This window comes from Ensifer oleiphilus (assembly GCF_013371465.1).
Taxonomy (GTDB): domain Bacteria; phylum Pseudomonadota; class Alphaproteobacteria; order Rhizobiales; family Rhizobiaceae; genus Ensifer; species Ensifer oleiphilus.
The window spans coordinates 474,996-488,959 of the sequence record NZ_JABWDU010000001.1 but is presented as its reverse complement, the minus strand read 5'-3'; the positions used below and the strand labels follow the sequence as shown (position 1 = coordinate 488,959).

The window sequence follows — 13,964 nt, the reverse complement described above, 5'->3', positions numbered from 1 at the left end:
GCACTTCCGACGTGGGCAAAGCTACAACAATGCGAGGACCGGACCGGTTGCAGCTTTGACCATCTCAACACGCACCTTTCATTAAACGTGGTAAACAACCGGTTAACCGCCGCGGATTTTTTAACGCTTTGACAGGGGTAGGCGATGGAGAGTGCGGCGCGGCAGCGATTTCAGCGCCCCGCCGGCGACGAACGAAACTTCGATCGAGCGTTATTTTTGACGTTTACGCAAACGTCAAAATTTTGTAGCATCCTGTCAACGATGCGAGGCCGCCCTTCGATGGCGCTGCATCCGGCATGTTGCAACCGGACGTCGGCCACGTGGAGGCGGCGATCCGAAAGCGAAAAAGGCGAGGAAAGAATGCCCACCTATAAGGCACCGGTCGACGATACCCTCTTCATTCTGAACGACGTGCTCGGCATCGAGCGATACAACAACCTGCCCGGCTTTGCCGATGCGACACCCGACATGATCGAGGCGATCGTCGGCGAAGCCGCCAAGCTTGCGGAAGAAGTGCTGTTCCCGGTCAACCTTTCCGGCGACCAGGAAGGCTGCAAGCGCCGCGACGACGGCTCGGTCGGCGTGCCCAAAGGCTTCAAGCAAGCTTTCGATCTCTACCGCGAAGGCGGCTGGCTCGGGCTTTCGGTGCCGGAGGAATTCGGCGGCCAGGGCCTGCCCTACACGCTGCATACCGCCGTCGGCGAATATATGTCTTCGGCCAACATGGCGCTGACCATGTATCCCGGCCTCACCCAGGGCGCGATCGCCGCGATCCTGGTGCACGGTTCGGACGAGCAGAAGCAGGCCTATCTGCCGAAGATGGTGGACGGCACCTGGACCGGCACGATGAACCTGACGGAGCCGCATTGCGGCACCGACCTCGGGCTCCTGCGCAGCAAGGCCGTGCCTGATGGCAACGGCGCCTACAAGATTTCCGGCCAGAAGATCTTCATCTCGGCCGGCGAACACGACATGTCGGAGAACATCATCCATCTGGTGCTCGCCCGCATCGAGGGCGCGCCTGAGGGCGTGAAGGGCATCTCGCTGTTCATCGTGCCGAAGTTCAAGCTGAATGGCGCCGGCGAACCCGGCGAGCGCAATGGCGTTTCCTGCGGCGCCATCGAGCACAAGATGGGCATCCACGGCAACTCGACCTGCGTCATGAACTATGACGAGGCAGAAGGCTATCTCATCGGCACGGAGAACAAGGGCCTCAATGCCATGTTCGTGATGATGAACGAAGCCCGCCTCGGCGTCGGTCTTCAGGGCCTGTCGATTGCCGAAATCGCCTACCAGAACGCCGCCAACTATGCCCGCGACCGCATCCAGGGCCGCTCGCTTTCCGGCCCGAAGGCTCCGGACAAGAAGGCCGATCCGATCATCGTCCATCCCGACGTGCGCCGCACGCTGATGACGATCCGCGCTTTCAACGAGGCCGGCCGCGCGTTTACGCTCTGGACCGCGCTCAAGTCCGATATCGCCCACCGCTCCGACAATGAGGCGGACCGCCAGACGGCCGACGACGTCCTCGGCCTGATGACGCCGATCCTCAAGGGCGTTCTCACCGACAAGGGCTTCGACCACGCGGTGATGGCGCAGCAGATGTTCGGCGGCCACGGCTATATCGAAGAGCACGGCATGAGCCAGTATGTCCGCGATGCCCGCATCGCGATGATCTACGAGGGTGCCAACGGCATCCAGGCGCTCGATCTCGTCGGCCGCAAGCTGGGCTTGAACGGCGGCCGTGCCGTCATGGCGCTGTTCAAGGAAATCGGAGATTTCTGCGAGGAGAACCGCGGCAACGAGAAGCTCGCCACCTATACCAAGGCGCTGAAGAAGGGCCTCAACGACCTGCAGGCCTCCACCATGTGGTTCATGCAGAACGCCATGGCCAAGCCGGACAATGCCGGTGCGGGGTCCACCGACTACATGCACCTCTTCGGTCTCGTCGTGCTCGGCTACATGTGGGCGAAGATCGCAAAGACGGCCGAGGAAAAACTGGCCTCTGGCGAAGCGGCACGCGCAGACTATCTGAAGAACAAGCTGATCACCGCGACCTTCTTCATGGAAAGGATCCTGCCGGAAACGGCGCTGCGCAAGGCCCGCATCGAGACCGGCGCCGATACGGTGATGGCACTCGACGCGGCCGCGTTCTGATTTCAAACTGTTTGACGGGCAGCACGGGATGGTGCTGCCGAAAGGGAGATGAGACATGACGAAAGTCTTCGTTTACGACCACGTGCGCACGCCGCGCGGCCGTGGCAAGAAAGACGGATCGCTGCACGAAGTGCCGTCCGTTCGCCTTGCAGCCAAGATGCTGGAGGCCGTGCGCGACCGCAACGGGCTCGATACGGCGACCGTCGACGACATCATCATGGGTTGCGTCGATCCGGTCATGGATGCAGGCGCTGTGATCCCGAAGGCGGCTGCCTTCGAAGCAGGCTATTCCACCCGGGCACCCGGCATGCAGATCTCGCGCTTCTGCGCATCGGGTCTCGATGCCGTCAACTTCGGCGCAGCGAAGATCGCTCAAGGAGCGGACGACATCGTCATTGCCGGCGGCGTCGAATCGATGTCGCGCGTCGGCCTCGGCATGTCCGGCGGCGCCTGGTTCATGGACCCGTCCGTCAACCTGCCGGGCTATTTCATGCCGCAGGGTGTATCGGCCGATCTGATCGCCACCAAATACGGTTTCAGCCGTGACGACGTCGACGCCTATGCTGTCGAAAGCCAGAAGCGCGCCGCCCATTCCTGGGAAAAGGGCTACTTCAAGAAGTCGGTCGTGCCCTTCAAGGACCAGAATGGCCTGACCATCCTCGATCGCGACGAGCACATGCGTCCCGGCACCGACATGCAGGCGCTTGCCTCGCTCAACCCGTCGTTCCAGATGCCGGGCGAAATGGGCGGCTTCGAAGCCGTCGGCATCCAGGCGCATCCGGAGATCGAGAAGATCAACTACGTGCACCATGCCGGCAATTCCTCGGGCATCGTCGATGGTGCGGCAGCCGTGCTGCTCGGCTCCAAGGCCGGCGGCGAAAGCATGGGGCTGAAGCCCCGCGCCCGCATCCGCGCGTTTGCCAACATCGGCTCCGACCCGGCGCTGATGCTGACCGGCCCGGTCGACGTCACCGAGAAGCTCTTGAAGCGCGCAGACATGAAGCTGTCGGACATCGATCTCTTCGAGCTCAACGAAGCCTTTGCCGCGGTCGTGCTGCGCTACATGCAGGCCTTCGACATTCCGCACGATAAGATCAACGTCAACGGCGGCGCGATCGCCATGGGCCATCCGCTCGGCGCGACCGGCGCGATGATCCTCGGCACGGTGCTCGACGAGTTGGAGCGGCGCGATCTCAACACTGCGCTGGTGACGCTGTGCATCGGCGCCGGCATGGGCACCGCCACGATCATCGAAAGGGTCTGACGATGACAGCGACCCGCCGCACCCTTCTCGGACTGATGGGACTGGGGCTGCTTGCAGTCTCGGCTTGCGTCTCCGATGAGGAAGGCGGCGACAGCTTCACGCTGACCGGTGCGATCACCAATGTTGCCAATGGCCCGGTTCCGGCCGGCACCGTCACCATCCGGCTCGAGGAGCAGGGCGTGATGGATGTGGCCGCCAAGCTGATCGCCGAAACGTCCGTTTCGAGCGACGGCAAGGCCAACCGCGTGCCCTTCGTGCTGCAGCTGCCGAAACCCGAATTCGACAAGGCCGTCGATGCGGGCTTCACCATCCGCGTCGAGCGCGACGGCAGGCTGATCGCCACCAACACCACCAAACAACGTTACAGCGGCGGATCGAATATCGCGCTGCGTATCGAACCCATTCTCTACTGAGGGGGAGAACCATGACGAAATATACCAACTTCAAGATCGAGACCGATGCCGACGGCATAGCCCTTGTCACCTGGGACATGCCCGAGAAGTCGATGAACGTCTTCACCCAGGAGGTGATGGAAGAGCTGAACGCCATCGTCGACGAGACCACCGCCGATGCCACCGTCAAGGGCGTCGTGTTTACGTCGGGCAAGTCTTCCTTCTCCGGCGGCGCCGACCTGTCGATGATCAAGTCGATGTTCACCTTCCAACAGGAGGAAAAGAAGAAGGACCCGGCCAATGCCGCCCAGAAGCTTTTCGACCTCGTCGGCCGGATGACCGGCCTCTTCCGCAAGCTCGAAACCTGCGGCAAGCCGTGGGTATCGGCGATCAACGGCACCTGCATGGGCGGCGCGTTCGAGCTTTCGCTCGCCTGCCACGGCCGTGTCGCGTCGAATTCCAAGTCGGTCAAGATCGCGCTGCCGGAAGTCAAGGTCGGCATTTTCCCGGGCGCCGGTGGCACCCAGCGCGTGCCGCGCCTGACCAATGCGCAAGACGCGCTGCAGATGATGACGACAGGCTCGTCGCTGACGGCAGCCCGCGCCAAGGCGATGGGTCTGGTGCATGAAGTCGTCGACGCCGACAAGTTGGTCGATGCCGCCAAGGCGATGATCAAGAACGGCCTGAAGCCGGTCCAACCCTGGGACGAAAAGGGCTACAAGGTTCCAGGCGGCGGCATCTGGACCCCGGCTTCGGCACAGCTCTGGCCGGCTGCCTCCGGCATCCTGCGCCGCGAGACCTACGGCAACTATCCCGGCGCCATCGCGATCCTGAAATGCGTCTACGAAGGCCTGCAGGTCCCGTTCGACACGGCCTTGAAGATCGAACAGCGCTATTTCACCGAGATTCTGCAGACGACTGAAGCCTTCTCGATGATCCGCTCGCTGTTCGTCTCGATGCAGGAGCTCGGCAAGGGCGCCCGTCGGCCTGCCGGCGTGCCGAAGTCCGAGTTCAAGCATGTGGGCGTCGTCGGCGCCGGCTTCATGGGCGCGTCGATCGCCTATGTGACGGCCGCTGCCGGTATCGCCGTGACACTGATCGACCGTGACATGGAAGCGGCGACCAAGGGCAAGGCCCATTCGGAAGGCCTGGTCAAGGATTCCGTCGGCAAGGGCCGCCTGACCAAGGAAGAAGGCGAAGCGCTGCTTTCCCGCATCACGCCTTCGGCCGATTACAACGACCTGAAGACTGTCGACCTCGTCGTCGAAGCCGTGTTCGAAGACCGTCAGGTCAAGAAGGACGTGATCGAGAAGGTCGAGGCCGTGATCGGCGAAGGCACGATCTTTGCCTCCAACACCTCGACGCTGCCGATCACCGGCCTTGCCAAGAACTCCAAGCGCCCGGGCCAGTTCATCGGCATCCACTTCTTCTCGCCGGTCGAAAAGATGATGCTGACGGAAGTGATCCTCGGCAAGGAAACGGGCGACAAGGCGCTTGCCGTCGCACTCGATTATGTCGCCGCGATCAAGAAGACGCCGATCGTCGTCAACGACACGCGCGGCTTCTACGTCAACCGCTGCGTCTTCCGCTACATCCACGAAGCCTATGACATGCTGATCGAAGGCGTGCCGCCGGCGATGATCGAGAATGCCGCCAAGATGGCCGGCATGCCGGTCGGGCCGCTGTCGCTCAACGACGAAGTGGCGATCGACCTCAGCCAGAAGATCCTGAAGGCCACCATCGCCGATCTCGGCGAAAAGGCCGTCGAACCCAAGCACATGGCGCTGATCAACAAGATGGTCGACGACCTCGACCGTCGCGGCCGAAAGAACGGCAAGGGCTTCTACGAGTATCCGGCCAAGCCGGCGAAGAAGTATCTGTGGCCGGAGCTGAAGACGCTCTATCCGCAGAAGAGCGCCGACAAGATCGACGTCGAGGTGCTGAAGCAGCGGTTGCTCGCAACGATCGCGCTCGAAGCGGCCCGCACCATGGAAGAAGGCATCGTCACCGACCCGCGCGAAGCCGACGTCGGTTCGATCCTCGGTTTCGGCTTTGCGCCCTACACCGGCGGTACGCTCTCCTACATCGACGGCATGGGCGTAAAGGCCTTCGTCAAGATGTGCGAGAAGCTTGCCAAGGACTACGGCGACCACTTCAAGCCGACGGCGCTCTTGAAGGAAATGGCCGATCGCGGCGAGACCTTCTACGGCCGCTTCGACCCCTATGGCGAGAAGAAGCAGGCGGCTTAAACAGCCTCCGACCGGACAGACAGACAGGCTCCTCGCGGAGCCTGTTTTCGTTTCGCGGTATCCCATGCGCCAAGATGCATGGCCCCATGCATCGCCCGCCACCCGTCATCCTCGGGCTTGACCCCGAGGGTCCAGACCACTCTCAGACGCTGACGGATGGGTCCTCAGTTCAAGCCCCGGGGACGACTGAGGGGTGCGCCCAGCTTACCCTTCGCTACCACAAGACCGGCACGTCAGCGCGATTGGCCGGGTCGGCCCAATAGAGCGACGGCAGGACTTTGGCGAGATAGCCGAACTCGGTGTAGCAATGCTGCAGGAGACCAAGGCCTATGGCATCAGGCACCAGATGGCTGGCGCCGGTATCGAGGCCGAGGATGAAGCGGCTGCGCAGCACCGCGCCCTGATCGGTATCGCGCACGACATGAACCATTTGGCCGTCGAGCGGATCGCCGTTCTCATCGATCCGCGCCGTCTCGCCGAAGCCGATGCGTGCGTAGACGGCGGCGGACGCGCGGCCGGCAGCTAATGCCTGCTCGAACGCCACTTGTCCAAAGACCTCGCCAGGCTCGTGAAACTTGATGACGGCCGGCACCGGCGGGATGTCGCCGAGACTTTCGACCGCACGAATGGTCGCACCGACATAGCGCTCGCCCCTGATGCGATGGGCGTCCCAGCCATTGTGAGCGACGTGATCGAGCGGGTGCCACCAGGACAGGTGTTCCGTGGTGTCGAAATGCTTGAACCACCAATCAAGCATTCGTCCCTTGCAGCCGGGAAGCTCGGTCCTGACGGCAACCACCAGGGCGCCCGTATCGAGCCGGCTGACGCCGGTTTCAAGCCGCATCGGCGCAGGATCCAGAAGGTCAGTGATAAAGCCGATACCGGCGCGGGCATGATCGGTGCTGACAGACATGCTTCATCCTCTTTGGTGAGAAAATCATATTTAGGAAACGTTGAACGTTTCCTAAATATCCACTATGCCTGTCGGCGAGATCTGTCAAACGGAGACATGCCTTGCGGACATCAGAGCCGGAGACGCAAAAACAACGGGGCCGGCCGGCGAAGCCGGAAGAGGCGCTCGCCGCGACCGTGATTGCTGCCGCAACGCAACTGATGCTCCAGCGCGGCTATGCCGCGATGACCATGGAGGCAGTCGCAAGGCAGGCCGGCGTCGCCAAGAAGACGGTCTATCGCTTCGCGCCGGACCGGGAGGCGCTGTTCGGCCTGATCGTGAAGAACTGGACGGATACGTTCCTGCCCGCCTTCACCACCGAGGCGGCAAGTGCCGAGGAGGTGCCGGCGATCCTGGAGGCGATCCTGTCGACCATTGCGGAACGGGTGCTTTGCGAGGATGCGATCGGCCTGTTCCGGCTGCTCGTTGATGACATCCCGGCGCGAGAGGACATTCTTTCGATCTATGACCGCAATGGGGTCGAGCGCTCCCGCGCCCTGCTCGCCGACTGGCTCGCCCGCCACAAGGTCCGCGGTCTCATCGACGTTGCCGATCCCACGATGGCAAGCGACCTGATCCTGTCGATGGTGATCGCCGAACCGTTGCGGCGCATCGCACTCGGCCTTGTCGAACCGCTGCCGGCGACGGATATTCGGCCGCGGATCAAGGCGGCACTGGCGCTTTTGCGCCTCTAGCGCTTGGGCGCCATTCCGTAAAAGGCTGCTCCATGCAGCCTATGCGGCGACGTTCGTCCGCCGATGCGCAAGACGCTCGCCGACGATGATCGTCACGCCTGCGACAAAGATCAGGCCGGCGCCGGCAAAGACGTTGGGGGCTGGAATATCGCCCCAGATCAGGAAGCCGAGGCCGAAGGCCCAGACGAGCGACGTGTATTCGAACGGTGCGATCACCGAGATCGGCGCCCGGCGCATGCCCTCGAACATCGCATATTGCCCGATACCGGCAATGACGCCGGTGCCGGCCATCAGGGCAAGGTCGAACAGCGCCGGCGGCGTCCAGTAGAAGCCGACGGCAAGACCGGTCATCGCTATGAAGAAGACGTTAGAGATCGTCATCTGCGTCAGCGTCGTTTCCTGCAGGGCTGTCTTGCGCAGCATCACCGTGCCGATCGCCCAGAAGACGGCGGCCATCAGTGCCAGGAAGACCGGCAGCGACAGCTTCATGCCGGTTCCGAGCGGGTCGCAGGCGATGAGCACGCCGACGAACCCGAGCAGCACAGCGAACCAGCGGATCGGCGGCACGTCTTCCTTCAGGATCGGGACAGCCAAGAGCGTCACCACGATCGGCGCGGCGTAATAGAGAGTCGTCATTTCGGCGAGGCCGAGGTCGCGCGCGGCATTGAAATAGGAAAGCCAGGCGGCGAGCAGCAACAGGTTGCGCATGAACAGCGGCTTGATCACGGGCGACGAGATCGCACGGCGCACCAGCTTGCCCCGGCCGATCACCAGGCAAAGCAGGAGAATGGTGATGCTGCGGGTGAACAGGATCTGCCAGACGGAGTAGCCGACCACCAGCCATTTGACCGACGCATCCTGCAGCGAGAACAGGAAATAAGAGAAAGTCGTCATCACGATGCCGGAAAGCACTGTCTTGTTCATGGAAAGCCCCGAAGGCAGCCGGGAGAGAAGGCGGCAGCGCCCGTCTGATAACGTGCCGCCGTTGTGCGTGGAAGAGGTGCCGACGGGTCGGCTTGTGGCGAAATCTTGTGTGGCACCACGACCAAGGCTTGATGGAGATCAAGACCTGGCATCGTCCTGCGCGCTAGAGAAGCGTCAACGGGGTCGGATCGGCCCCTGACGTTACGCATATTGTCTCAGTCCCGCAGCCACGGGACGATAGGCAGATTGATGCGCAATGGTGTAGATGACGGCTCTATTGCCGCGAAACCGGATCTTTGATGATGCAGCCGCTCGCCTTCACCCTTGCTGCCCTCGTGCTGTTGGCCACACCCGGCCCGACCAACACGTTGCTGTGGCTTTCAGGCGCATCCGCCGGTTTCAAGCGCTCAACGCCGCTGCTTCTGGGCGAGCTCGGCGGCTATCTCTCGGTGATCATCCCTGCCGTGGCGCTGCTGGCGCCGTTTCTGGCGGCGCATCCGCAGATCGGGTTGTCGCTCAGGATCATTGCGGCCTGCTGGGTGCTCTTCCTTGCCTACGCACTCTGGACCGCCGGCGATGACAGCCGGGCGTCGAGCGACATCACCATCCGACATGTGTTCGTGACGACGCTGCTCAATCCCAAGGCTCTGATCGTGGCACTGGTGCTTCTGCCGCAGACAGGACTTGCGGCAACGCTGCCGTGGATCGCCGGATTTTCGCTGCTCGTCGTTGTGGGCGGTTCACTCTGGATCGGCGCCGGAGCCATGCTCGTGCAATTCTCGCGTGGCGCGCGGACCTCGCGTCTGCCGCGCCGCATTGCCGCCGTCTGCTTGGCCGTGTTTTCCTTCGGCATTGCCGGCAGCGCACTGGCCTCGCTCGCCTGACACCGGTCGCCGATCGAGGTCAGGCGGCAACCGCAGCCTCGCCCAGTTCGATGCAAAGCGCCGCGATCAGCTCGTCCCAACCTTGCCGGCGGTATTCCACCTTGTCGAGCCCGTCGAGAAAGGCGGCCTGCTCGGTGTAGATGATGCGCGCGCCGGCGCCGTGCGGCTGAATATCGACCGTTGCCACCGAAGCGGAGATCCGCCGCTCGTTCTCAGCCATGGTATAGGCGGAGACGATGCGCCGGTTCTCGACGATGTCGAGATAGATCGTGTCGTTGGTGTAGAAGGTCTTCCCGTCCTTGCTGAAGCGGCCGCTCTCGCGCCCGCCGACGCGGAAGTCGTGGCTGTACTCCGTGACCGGCCAGCCGTCGGCCTTGACGAACCAGCGGTCGTGCGCTGCCGGATCGGCAAACGCGCGAAAGACCTGTTCGGGCGTCGCCTTGAAAACCCGCTCGATGGTGAAGCTCGCATGTTCTACGGAATTGGTGCTCATGATCTTCTCCTCGCTCCGTCCTGAAGGGGCGGCGCACGCGTTCCGTCGCCCGAATCCGCCCATCGAAAACTGCTTTCATTTCAAAAGCAGTTGCAAGATAATTCCACTGCTGCAATAATGCAAGCAGTTTCGAAGAGGTCCCCATGAAAGACGATCATCGCTCCGGCTGCCCGATCAATCTCTCGCTCGAGGTTTTCGGCGACAAATGGAGCCTGCTGATCATCCGCGACATGATCTTCGGCGGTAAGAGACATTTTCGCGAACTGCTGCGATCGCAGGAAGGCATCTCCTCGAACATTCTCGCGGATCGGCTGAAGATGCTGGTCGATGAGGGCATGCTGACCAAGACGGATGACCCGACGCACAAGCAGAAGGCGATCTACAGCCTCACAGAAATGACCATCGCGCTGGTGCCGATCATGGCGCATCTGGGCGCCTGGGGACGGCTCTACCTGCCTGTCAGCGAAGAGCTGAGCATCCGGGCGGAACTGATGGAAACCGGAGGTCCTGATCTCTGGAGCCGCTTCATGGACGAACTTCGTCACGAGCATCTCGGCCTGACGCTCGACGGCCCGCCGCGTGTGCGCGCCACCCTGCAGGCAGCCTATGAGGATGTCGTTGCAAGGAAGGCCCGGGAAAGCGTTGTCGCCTGACGGCTACAAACCGATGACGGAGAGCATGACGAACGTGGCAAACAGCACGAAATGCGTCATGCCCTCGATGGCATTGGTCTGGCCGTCATTGAGGTTGATCGCCGCAACGATCAGCGTGATCGCCACCATCACCGTCTGCACCGGCGACATCGCCATGATGAACGGCTGGCCGGTGTAAAGCGCGATCGCCTCCATGACCGGTACGGTTAGGATCACGGTGGAAAGCGAGGCGCCCAGCGCGATATTGACGACCGCCTGCATGCGATTGGCGAGTGCCGCGCGCATCGCCGTCATGATCTCGGGCGAGGCCGAGATCGCCGCAACGACGATGGCGGCGACCGCCGGTGGCGCGCCGCTCCCCTTGAGACCAGATGCCAACAGCCCCGACATGATTTCGGCGAGCGCGCCAATCACCACCACGCCGGCGAGCAGGATCACGATCGACGGCAGCACAGGTTCACCGGGTTCTTCTGCTGTGTCGACACCATCGCTCTTCACCCGGGGATAACTGTAGCTGAAGAAGTAGCTGTGCACCCCCACCTGCATGCGCAGGAACAGAGTGTAGAGCATGATCATCGCGCCGATGGTGAAGGCGGAATAGAAATGCCATTTCGAGGCCGGAACGAATTCGGGCACGACCATCGAAATCCCCATCGCCGTCAGGATCATGACGCTATAGGTGCGCGCGGAATTGTCGTTGTAGGGCTGTTCGCCATGTTTCAGCCCGCCAAGCAGTGCTGCAAGACCGAGGATGCCGTTGATATCGAGCATCACGGCGGAATAGATCGTATCGCGCACCAGCGTCGGCGAACTCTCGCCGGTCATCATGATCGCCAGGATGATCACTTCCACCAGCACGGCGGAAAGCGTCAGGATCATCGTGCCATAGGGATCGCCGACCTTTGCCGCCAGAACTTCGGCATGGTGCGCAACCCGCATCGACGCCAGCACGATTGCGGCCACCAGAGCTGCCGCCCCGACAAGGGAAGCGGCCTGCCCCATCTCCAGCACGCGGTGTTCCAGCACAAAACCGGCGACCGCGGCGAGGAAAGCGGCGAGCAGCAGATGTTCGGATTTCAGCACCGCCAACAAATGCGCCCCTCACCGGCTTAACTCAAGCAACCCTAAATCAAGCCTCGACGGCAGGGCCTACGGATTTCTATCATCGAGGCTTGATGTAAGGACTATAGAAGCAGGAAATTCTATTTCAATCGGAGTGGACAAGGATTATTTTCCTCCCTGTTCTTTACCATCCTCCTGCGCTTGGTTAATCTACTCGCGAACAGAGGCATAACGGCTCACCTGCCCGGACCAGACCTTCATGCTGTCGCACAACACTATCTGGCACGCCATCGACGCGTTGGCCGAGTGCCATCAGCTCTCGCCATCAGGGCTTGCGCGCCGTGCCGGGCTCGACCCGACATCCTTCAACAAATCCAAGCGCCAGTCGGCCGATGGTCGCGAGCGCTGGCCGTCGACGGAATCGATCGCCAAGGTGCTGGATGCCACCGGCGCCACCATCGACCAGTTCATGGCGCTGATGCGGCCCGAAACAACCCGCAGCGAGCCTTACAAAGGTGCCATTCCGCTGATCGGCTTTGCCCAGGCCGGCGCCGGCGGCTTCTTCGACGATGGTGGCTTTCCGGCCGGCCAGGGCTGGGACGTCGTCGATTTCCCGGCGGGAGCCGAACGGCGCGCCGGCATCTATGCGCTGGAGATCCAGGGCGACAGTATGCTGCCGCTCTACCGCGATGGTGACGTCCTGATCGTCGATCCGGGTGCACAGGTTCGGCGCGGCGACCGCGTCGTGGTCAAGACCCGCGAAGGCGAGGTCATGGCGAAAATCCTCATCCGGCATACTCCGCGCAACATCGAACTGCTATCGCTCAACCCGGAACATCCCAACCGGAGTTTCGAGATCAGTGAAATCGAATGGATCGCCCGGATCATCTGGGCCAGCCAATAGGACATCTTTCCTGATGCGGCAACAACTGGTCAGTCTTGCGGGCGGGATTGCCGCCCTGGCGCTCTATACCGGCATCCTCTATGCGGGTGCCGCGACCATTCGCGACCGGGAAAGTTCTGCGACGCCCGACTTCGTGCTGGAAACGCCCGAGATGGGTGAGGCGGAGCCGACGGCGGAAGCCGAAGACGTGCCGTTCGATATGACCGACCCTCAGGCAAGCGACACGACGCCCGATGCAGGCGGCCAAGGCGAAAGCGGCTCCCGCTCTGCCGAGACCGCAGCCCGCGCCATTGAACCGCAGCAATTCGGGTTGCCCGACAAAGTCACGACCAAGCCGCTCGAACGCATCGAGCCGCGACAGCCGCTGTCGAACACGAGCAAGGACAAGCCGAAGGCACCGACCATCCTGCAGCAACCTGTAGCGCTCGCCGCCGGTCTTATCCGCTTCGACAAGCTGACGCTCCAGCTCGACGGCATAGAGGCGGAAGCGGCGGAGCGGACCTGCGAAAGCGGCGGCAAGACCTGGCCCTGTGGCATGGTTGCCCGAACGGCGTTTCGCAATTTCCTGCGCGCTCGCGCCGTCAGCTGCGACATTCCCGACGATGGAACCGGTGACACCGTCACCGCGCACTGCACAGTCGGCGGCCAGGACCCGGCAGCCTGGCTCGTCGCCAACGGCTGGGCGACGCCGTTATCAGGCTCGGCGCTCGAAGAGCAAGCCGAAGCGGCGCGCAAGGCAAAGCTTGGCTTCTACGGAGATGACCCGCGCGATTTTCGCCAGACGCCAATGCCGTTCGACGACCCGAGCGCGGCTGCGACGATGGACGAACCGGCACCGGACTTGTAAGGAACCGCGGAGCACACCAGTTCTTTGCAAACATCTGCCGGAAAGCCGTCATGCCCCCCCAGCCTCAGCCAGCACGAAGCCCTTGTCTATGTCATGGTGATGATGTCGGCGGTCGACCGGGAGATGAGCGACGACGAATTCACGCGCATCGGCAGGCTTGTGCAGTTTCTTCCCGCCTTCGAAGGCTTCGACGAGGACCATCTCGTGCTGGTCGGCCATGAATGCGCGGCCCAGCTGGCCGCGCCCGAGGGTCTCGACATCGTGCTCGAGATTGTCCGCGAGGCGCTGCCCGAGCGGCTTCACGAGACAGCCTATGCACTTGCCGTAGAGATTGCCGCCGCAGACCAGCGCATCCGCAACGAGGAAATCCGCTTGCTGCAGCTGCTGCGCGATCGCTTGGGCCTCGACAAGCTCACCTGTGCCGCCATCGAGCGCGGTGCGCTCGCCCGCTTTCGCAAGTAGCGGCAAGCCGAGACCGACGGTTCACG

General features: G+C 62.5%; 14 protein-coding genes. 10 read left to right on the top strand and 4 right to left on the bottom strand.

Annotated features, from left to right (window positions below; all coding sequences use genetic code 11):
• Positions 1-360: 360 nt before the first annotated feature.
• Genes HT585_RS02385 through HT585_RS02370 form a run of 4 tightly spaced genes read left to right on the top strand, consistent with a single transcriptional unit; the run spans position 361 to position 6,062 of the window.
• Positions 361-2,157 carry an acyl-CoA dehydrogenase C-terminal domain-containing protein gene (locus tag HT585_RS02385; RefSeq protein WP_176351452.1) on the top strand — a complete coding sequence of 599 codons (1,797 nt, stop codon included), beginning with the start codon at positions 361-363 and terminating at the stop codon, positions 2,155-2,157.
• A 55-nt stretch (positions 2,158-2,212) separates the two neighbouring features.
• The gene (locus HT585_RS02380) at positions 2,213-3,421 is read left to right on the top strand and encodes an acetyl-CoA C-acetyltransferase (RefSeq protein ID WP_077502872.1); all 1,209 of its coding nucleotides are present in this window, start codon (positions 2,213-2,215) and stop codon (positions 3,419-3,421) included.
• Positions 3,422-3,423: 2 nt separating this feature from the next.
• Positions 3,424-3,834, top strand: a complete 411-nt coding sequence (locus HT585_RS02375; RefSeq protein ID WP_176351451.1) for a YbaY family lipoprotein — start codon at positions 3,424-3,426, stop codon at positions 3,832-3,834.
• Between the two features lie 11 nt (positions 3,835-3,845).
• A complete protein-coding gene (locus HT585_RS02370) occupies positions 3,846-6,062 on the top strand; it encodes an FAD-dependent oxidoreductase (RefSeq protein WP_176351450.1) in 2,217 nt (738 codons plus the stop codon).
• A 214-nt stretch (positions 6,063-6,276) separates the two neighbouring features.
• On the opposite strand, the gene HT585_RS02365 is transcribed toward HT585_RS02370, so the two are convergent.
• A complete protein-coding gene (locus HT585_RS02365; protein ID WP_176351449.1) occupies positions 6,277-6,975 on the bottom strand; it encodes a DAPG hydrolase family protein in 699 nt (232 codons plus the stop codon).
• 101 nt (positions 6,976-7,076) lie between these two features.
• Between HT585_RS02365 and HT585_RS02360 the strand changes: the two genes are divergently transcribed.
• Complete coding sequence (locus HT585_RS02360; protein ID WP_210270300.1) at positions 7,077-7,709, top strand: TetR/AcrR family transcriptional regulator; 633 nt, start codon at positions 7,077-7,079, stop codon at positions 7,707-7,709.
• A 39-nt stretch (positions 7,710-7,748) separates the two neighbouring features.
• Here HT585_RS02360 and HT585_RS02355 read toward each other — a convergent pair whose 3' ends face one another.
• Positions 7,749-8,633 carry a DMT family transporter gene (locus tag HT585_RS02355; RefSeq protein WP_176351448.1) on the bottom strand — a complete coding sequence of 295 codons (885 nt, stop codon included), beginning with the start codon at positions 8,631-8,633 and terminating at the stop codon, positions 7,749-7,751.
• Positions 8,634-8,932: 299 nt separating this feature from the next.
• Here HT585_RS02355 and HT585_RS02350 point away from each other — a divergent pair, with 299 nt between their 5' ends.
• On the top strand, positions 8,933-9,517 hold the full coding sequence (locus HT585_RS02350; RefSeq protein WP_246707554.1) for a LysE family translocator: 585 nt from the start codon (positions 8,933-8,935) through the stop codon (positions 9,515-9,517).
• 19 nt (positions 9,518-9,536) lie between these two features.
• Here the strand turns inward: HT585_RS02350 and HT585_RS02345 are convergent, their stop codons facing one another.
• Entirely contained in the window at positions 9,537-10,010 is a 474-nt protein-coding gene (locus HT585_RS02345) for an SRPBCC family protein (RefSeq protein ID WP_176351447.1), read from the bottom strand.
• 143 nt (positions 10,011-10,153) lie between these two features.
• Here HT585_RS02345 and HT585_RS02340 point away from each other — a divergent pair, with 143 nt between their 5' ends.
• Entirely contained in the window at positions 10,154-10,663 is a 510-nt protein-coding gene (locus HT585_RS02340) for a winged helix-turn-helix transcriptional regulator (protein ID WP_176351446.1), read from the top strand.
• Between the two features lie 3 nt (positions 10,664-10,666).
• On the opposite strand, the gene HT585_RS02335 is transcribed toward HT585_RS02340, so the two are convergent.
• Complete coding sequence (locus HT585_RS02335) at positions 10,667-11,755, bottom strand: calcium:cation antiporter (RefSeq protein WP_176351445.1); 1,089 nt, start codon at positions 11,753-11,755, stop codon at positions 10,667-10,669.
• A 229-nt stretch (positions 11,756-11,984) separates the two neighbouring features.
• On the opposite strand from HT585_RS02335, the gene HT585_RS02330 reads away from it, so the two are divergent.
• Genes HT585_RS02330 through HT585_RS02320 form a run of 3 tightly spaced genes read left to right on the top strand, consistent with a single transcriptional unit; the run spans position 11,985 to position 13,938 of the window.
• On the top strand, positions 11,985-12,629 hold the full coding sequence (locus HT585_RS02330) for a S24 family peptidase (protein ID WP_176351444.1): 645 nt from the start codon (positions 11,985-11,987) through the stop codon (positions 12,627-12,629).
• A gap of 13 nt (positions 12,630-12,642) precedes the next feature.
• Entirely contained in the window at positions 12,643-13,476 is an 834-nt protein-coding gene (locus tag HT585_RS02325) for a thermonuclease family protein (RefSeq protein ID WP_176351443.1), read from the top strand.
• A 24-nt stretch (positions 13,477-13,500) separates the two neighbouring features.
• Positions 13,501-13,938 (top strand): tellurite resistance TerB family protein, encoded by a 438-nt coding sequence (locus HT585_RS02320; RefSeq protein WP_281410659.1) that lies wholly within the window; start codon positions 13,501-13,503, stop codon positions 13,936-13,938.
• The last annotated feature ends 26 nt before the right edge of the window (positions 13,939-13,964 follow it).